The following is a 6,312-nucleotide window of genomic DNA, read 5'->3' as shown; positions in this document are numbered from 1 at the left end:
CCCGTTCAAATACAGTTACCTGGTGGCCAACAGAATTCAATTGGGCCGCCGCCGCAAGGCCTGCAGGACCGCTACCGACTACCGCCACTTTTTTCCCCGTACGTATGTTGGGTTGTTTTGCCTGCACAAAACCTTTTTCAAAAGCTATCTCGATGATATGTTTTTCTATTTCCTCAATGGCCACCGCGGGTTTATTGATACCAAGCACGCAGGCTGACTCGCAAGGCGCCGGACAGATCCTCCCGGTGAATTCAGGGAAATTATTGGTAGAAGAAAGTATGTCGTAGGCTTCTTTCCAATCTTTATTATATACCGCGTCGTTGAATTCGGGGATCACATTGCCAAGAGGGCAACCATTGTGGCAAAACGGAACGCCGCAATCCATGCAACGGGCACTTTGCTCGTTCAATTCGTTATCAGAGTAACGAAGCACATATTCATCATAATTCTTCAGGCGCTCCGCAACCGGAACCCTGGCCGGCAGATGCCTGTTGAATTCTGTAAAGCCTGTTGGTTTGCCCATGGTAATCTTTTTTGCCGGGAAGACGGGAAGAAAAAAACAAAATATTTGTTTGCTACTTCCTGAACTCCGCCAGTTTTAATCGATGAATTCTATTATCATTGTTATAATACCTTGTTTTTCTTCCCGTCTTTACGGCAAAGAACTACTGCTTCGTCACCCCTGTTGCCACTTTCTTTTGCAATACTTTTTTATAATCCTTCGGAAATACTTTTACAAAATGCTGCAACTGGTTGTCAAGATCATCCAGTACAAATTTTGCTACCGTACTTTTCGTATTTAAAAAATGCTGCGTCAGCATTTCCTTCAATTCCTGCAGATCATTTTCCTCTACCGGATCGAGGTCTACCATTTCCTTATTACAATTATCCGGAAGCGTTCCCTTCACATCATATACATAAGCGATGCCGCCACTCATGCCTGCGGCAAAATTTCTTCCGGTTCCACCGAGTATCACTACACGCCCGCCGGTCATATATTCGCAGCCGTGGTCGCCAATACCTTCCACCACTACATTAGCGCCTGAATTACGCACGGCAAACCGTTCGCCCGCTTTTCCACGGATATACGCATTGCCGCTGGTAGCACCATAAAATGCCACGTTACCGATGATACTGTTTTCTTCGGGAACGAATGACGAAGATCCTGGTGGATAAATGATCAGCTTTGCACCGCTCAACCCTTTCCCGAAATAATCATTCGCATCACCTTCCAGTTCATGGGTGATCCCTTGGGTATTGAAGGCTGCAAAACTTTGCCCCGCAGTACCGGTGAATTTGAAATGAATGGTATCTTCCGGCAGACCGGCTGCTTTGTAACGTTTCGTTATTTCATTCGACAATATTGTTCCTATTGTACGATCCGTATTGATCACTTCAAATGAAGCGCTTGTTTTCGTACCATGATCCAATGATGCCTGCGCTGCCTGCAATAACTTCCAGTCCAGCACTTCATGCAAACCATGATCCTGCATTTCCTGGTTGTACAAACCGGTAACATCTGCTGCAGGCTCACGGTAAAGGATAGGCGAAAGATCGAGTTTGCTGAATTTCCAGTGATTGATATTTTCTCTCATTTCCAGATCATTCACCTGGCCCACCATTTCATTCACCGTCCTGTAACCCAGGTGAGCCATGATCTCCCTGAGTTCTTCTACCATGAAACGGAAAAAGTTTACTACATGATCCGGGTTGCCGGTAAATTGTCTCCGCAGATCCTGGTCTTGCGTTGCCACACCAACCGGACAGGTATTCAAATGACACTTGCGCATCATGATGCAACCTTCCACCACTAATGCGGCGGTAGCCACACCCCATTCTTCGGCACCCAGTAAAGCTGCTATCGCTATATCACGACCGGTTTTCATCTGGCCATCGGCCTGCAGCACGACGCGGCTGCGTAATTTATTTTTCAACAACGTCTGCTGTGCCTCTGCCAATCCAAGGTCCCACGGCAGCCCTGCATGGCGCACGGAAGAAAGCGGCGAAGCGCCTGTTCCGCCATCATGCCCGGCAATCAATATCACATCCGCCTTCGCTTTGGCAACACCTGCGGCAATGGTGCCCACACCGGCTTTGCTCACCAGTTTCACATTGATCCTTGCTGCCCGGTTGGCGTTTTTAAGATCGAAGATCAGCTGCGCCAGGTCTTCAATGGAATAAATATCATGATGTGGCGGCGGCGATATCAATCCCACGCCCGGCGTGGAATGCCTTGTCTTACCGATCCATTCGTCTACTTTATATCCCGGCAATTGCCCGCCCTCACCGGGTTTGGCCCCTTGTGCCATTTTGATCTGTATCTCATCGGCTTCAGACAAATACAGACTCGTAACGCCAAAACGTGCGCTGGCAACCTGCTTGATAGAGCTGCGCATTGAATCTCCATTGCTCAACCGCTCGTAACGAACTTCATCCTCGCCGCCTTCGCCGGTATTGCTTTTGCCACCCAGGCGGTTCATAGCTATGGCCAATGTAGTATGCGCTTCCCAGGAAATGGAGCCGAAAGACATGGCGCCGGTGGCGAAACGTTTGTAAATATTTTCTGCAGGCTCTACTTCATGAATGGAAATGGAAGGCCTGTTTTTTTTGAACTGAAACAGGCTCCGTAATGTTGCCGCCCTTTCACTCTGATCATTCACCAGTTTTGAATACTTCTTAAAAGTGGCGTAGTCATTGGTTTTGGTGGCATGCTGCAATAAGTGGATGGTCTGCGGATTGAACAGGTGAAATTCACCTTTGCGTTTCCACTGGTAGATACCACCAACCGGCAACCGGTCCACCGGGATCGTTTTTTTACTGAATGCCACGTAATGTTTGGCCAATGCTTCTTTTGCAATCTCATCCAGCCCGATGCCTTCAATGCGGGAAGTGGCACCGGTGAAATATTTTGACACCACATCCCTGTTGAGCCCGAGAATTTCCAATATCTGTGCACCCTGGTAAGATTGCAAAGTGGAAATGCCCATTTTTGAAAACACTTTCAACAGGCCATCGCAGACTGCTTTGATATAATTTTTGCGCAGTTCATACGCCGTATAATCCGTTTCCAGAGTGCCGTTGTATTTCATGCTGCGGATAGTAGACAAGGCCAGGTATGGATTGATGGCCGTTGCGCCAAAAGCGAGCAGGCAGGCGAAGTGATGTACTTCCCAAACGTCGCCGGCTTCTACGATGATACCCACCTGTCCACGCAACCCCTTCCGGATCAAATGATGGTGAACAGCAGCGGTAGCAAGCAATGTAGGAATTGATGCGTGATCGCTATCCACCGCACGATCGGTCAGTATCAATACTTCAAAGCCATCGTTCACCGCATCTTCCGCATAGCGGCACAAACGTTCCAGCCCTTTTTGCAGCGAGCCTTTTTTGCCATCTGCCCGGAAATAAGTCTGCAATGTTTTTGCCTGGAAAATTCCGGTATCGATACTCCTTATCTTTTCCAATTTGTTGTTGCTGAGTATCGGTTGCTTCAGCGCCACGTTGTGGCAATGCAGCGGCGATTCATCCAATAAGTTGCCGATATTTCCTACGAAAATAGAAAGGCTCATCACCATCTTTTCGCGAATGGGGTCGATCGGCGGATTGGTTACCTGCGCAAATAATTGTTTGAAATATGAACTGAGGTGTTGCGGCTGTTCGCTCAATATCGCCAGCGGCGTATCCGTGCCCATTGAACCTATAGGCTCTTTAGCATCCAGCGCCATCGGCTTGATGATGTTCTCGATATCTTCTGTTGTATAACCAAAAGCCTTATGGTATTTAAGGATGGAAGTGTCGGACAAATGCGAAAATGTAACCCTTGGTTCAGGCAGGTCTTCAAGACGTATCTTGTATTGGTTCAGCCAGTCGCCATAAGGCTTTTGCGAGCAGATCGTTTGTTTCAGTTCTTCATCGCTGATGATACGCCCCTGCTCCATATCCACCACAAACATCTTACCCGGCTGCAGCCTTCCCTTTTCTTTTACCAGCGAAGGTTCTACCGGCAATGCTCCTGCTTCGGATGCCATGATCACGCGGTCATCGTGCGTTACACAATAACGCGAAGGCCGAAGGCCGTTCCTGTCGAGCGTTGCGCCGATTATTTTTCCATCGGTGAAGGAGATGGAAGCCGGGCCATCCCAGGGTTCTATCATCGATGCGTGAAATTCGTAGAAAGCTTTTTTCACCGGGTCCATCTGTTCGTTGCCATCCCATGCTTCGGGAATGAGCATCATCATAGCATGTGGCAGGCTTCGTCCGGAGAGCGCCAGCAGCTCGATCACATTATCGAGACAGGCAGAATCGGATTGCCCGTTGGTGATGATCGGAAAAAGCATGTCCATTTCTTCCTTGGAAAAATAAGGCGAAACAAAGCCGTGGGCGCCGGTTTTGAACCAGTTCACATTTCCCTGAAGCGTATTGATCTCCCCGTTGTGCGCAATGAAACGGAACGGCTGCGCCAGTTTCCAGGAAGGAAAGGTATTGGTGGCAAACCTGGAATGTACTAGCCCGAAAGCGCTTACAACCCTTTTGTCGTTGAGGTCCGGAAAATAATGGCGTACCTGTTTGCTGGTGAGCTGGCCTTTATAAACAATGGTTTTGTGCGAAAGCGATGCCATGTAGAAACCGATGGCATCCTGCCTGACAGTATTTGTAACAGTGTGTGTAGCATAATTGCGCAGTATAAAAAGTTTACGTTCAAATTCGTCGGCATCTGTTATATGATCGGGACAGGCTACGAAAACGTGCTCCATCACTGGTTCTACACTTAAAGCGCTTTCGCCGATATCATTGGTATTCACAGGCACTTCACGGTAAGCGAGTATCTGCAGCCCAAGTTTTTCGGCAGAGCGATTAAAGATATCGCGGCATTCTTCGCGTAAGCGGATCTCTTTTGGAAAGAAAATCACACCGACGCCATATTTACCTGAAGAAGGCAAATGAACGCCAAGACGGATACATTCATCGAAGAAAAATTCGTGTGGGATCTGTATCAATATACCTGCACCGTCGCCGGTATTGTTCTCGCAGCCACAGGCGCCTCGGTGCTCCATGTTTTCGAGGATCGTGAGCGCATCCCCGACATGCTGATGCGACTTGCTTCCTTTCATGTTCGCTACAAAGCCTATACCACAGGAGTCGTGTTCAAATGAAGGGTCGTATAAACCTTTGTTTGCAATCATATCAAAAATTTTCAGATCAATAAAAAACGACTTCGCCCAATGGATCAGTCTCATCCAGGCTATGGTTTTTCAAAAGGTAACAGGTAGGAATGGATTTTATTATTGTGTCGTCAGTCGAGATAACGAGTTTCTAAATATAATTTTAGATAGAAGCAATTAAAAACCAACTATTGAAAGATTTTATTATGTGCAAAGCATTTTCGATATCCGGAAACTCTTTATTGTCAGCACTTTCAGAGGATAAACCCAATTATCGCCAACATCAATTTTTTATTTTTCTTACCAAAAAGAAGGAATAATTATTTCCCCACCTTGGCCGCATGTACTAACTTGATGGCTATTCTGACAAATATCACAGCCCACATTTATGCATTTAACACCCAGGGAATCGGAGAAACTATTGTTGTTTTTAGCAGGGGAGCTTGCTGAAAAAAGAAAGGCCCGCGGACTCAAATTGAATTACCCGGAAGCTATAGCGCTCATCAGCAGCCGGTTGCAGGAAGCCGCCCGCGATGGGCAGTCTGTAGCAGCCTTGATGCAATATGGCACTACGATACTTAGCAGGGAAGATGTGATGCCGGGGATACCGGAAATGATTCATGATATACAGATTGAAGCTACTTTTCCTGATGGGACAAAGCTGGTGACGGTGCATGACCCCATCAGGTAGTGAATGGTGAATAGTTAATAGTGAAACCTTCGAAAGTTTATAATTTTACCCAAGTCCATTTAGTATGTTACTCTTAACTTATACCTGATCTGTAGAATGTACAATTCGTATTCGTAATTCGTAATTTTTAATTGAATTTATGATTCCAGGAGAATACATTTTAGCCGAAGGCGACATCGAGATCAATGCCGGCAGGCGTACTGTAAAAATTGCCGTAACCAACACGGGCGACAGGCCGGTGCAGGTGGGTTCGCATTATCATTTTTACGAAATAAACCAGCAGATGATTTTTGATCGGCAGCAGGCGCTGGGTATGCGTTTGAACATTGCGGCAGCAACCGCAGTACGTTTTGAGCCGGGTGAAGAAAAAGAAGTAGAACTCGTGGAATTTGGTGGCAATAAGATAATATTCGGCTTTCAGAATAAAGTGAACGGACCGGTAAAATAATTTTTCTTAAC

4 protein-coding genes are annotated in these 6,312 nt (G+C 46.9%); 2 read left to right on the top strand and 2 right to left on the bottom strand.

What is annotated here, in order from left to right:
- The coding region (locus EGI32_RS18740) for an NAD(P)-binding protein (protein WP_255157111.1) at positions 1-523 on the bottom strand (523 nt) is incomplete at its 3' end.
- Between the two features lie 142 nt (positions 524-665).
- Complete coding sequence (gene gltB, locus EGI32_RS18735; protein WP_255157109.1) at positions 666-5,183, bottom strand: glutamate synthase large subunit; 4,518 nt, start codon at positions 5,181-5,183, stop codon at positions 666-668.
- Positions 5,184-5,550: 367 nt separating this feature from the next.
- Between gltB and ureA the strand changes: the two genes are divergently transcribed.
- Positions 5,551-5,853, top strand: a complete 303-nt coding sequence (gene ureA, locus EGI32_RS18730; RefSeq protein ID WP_255157107.1) for an urease subunit gamma — start codon at positions 5,551-5,553, stop codon at positions 5,851-5,853.
- Between the two features lie 139 nt (positions 5,854-5,992).
- Positions 5,993-6,301: an urease subunit beta gene (ureB, locus tag EGI32_RS18725; protein WP_255157106.1), complete on the top strand. Its 309-nt coding sequence runs from the start codon at positions 5,993-5,995 to the stop codon at positions 6,299-6,301.
- Positions 6,302-6,312 lie beyond the last annotated feature (11 nt).

This window comes from Ferruginibacter sp. HRS2-29, from assembly GCF_024343615.1.
Classification (GTDB): domain Bacteria; phylum Bacteroidota; class Bacteroidia; order Chitinophagales; family Chitinophagaceae; genus Ferruginibacter.
Note: the sequence above shows the minus strand (reverse complement) of the source record. Positions and strands in the feature narration are given on the sequence as shown.

Coding starts and splice junctions, on each gene's coding strand:
- gltB (WP_255157109.1), bottom strand. CDS start 5,183: ATGATTGCAAACAAAGGTTTATACGACCCTTCATTTGAACACGACTCC.
- ureA (WP_255157107.1), top strand. CDS start 5,551: ATGCATTTAACACCCAGGGAATCGGAGAAACTATTGTTGTTTTTAGCA.
- ureB (WP_255157106.1), top strand. CDS start 5,993: ATGATTCCAGGAGAATACATTTTAGCCGAAGGCGACATCGAGATCAAT.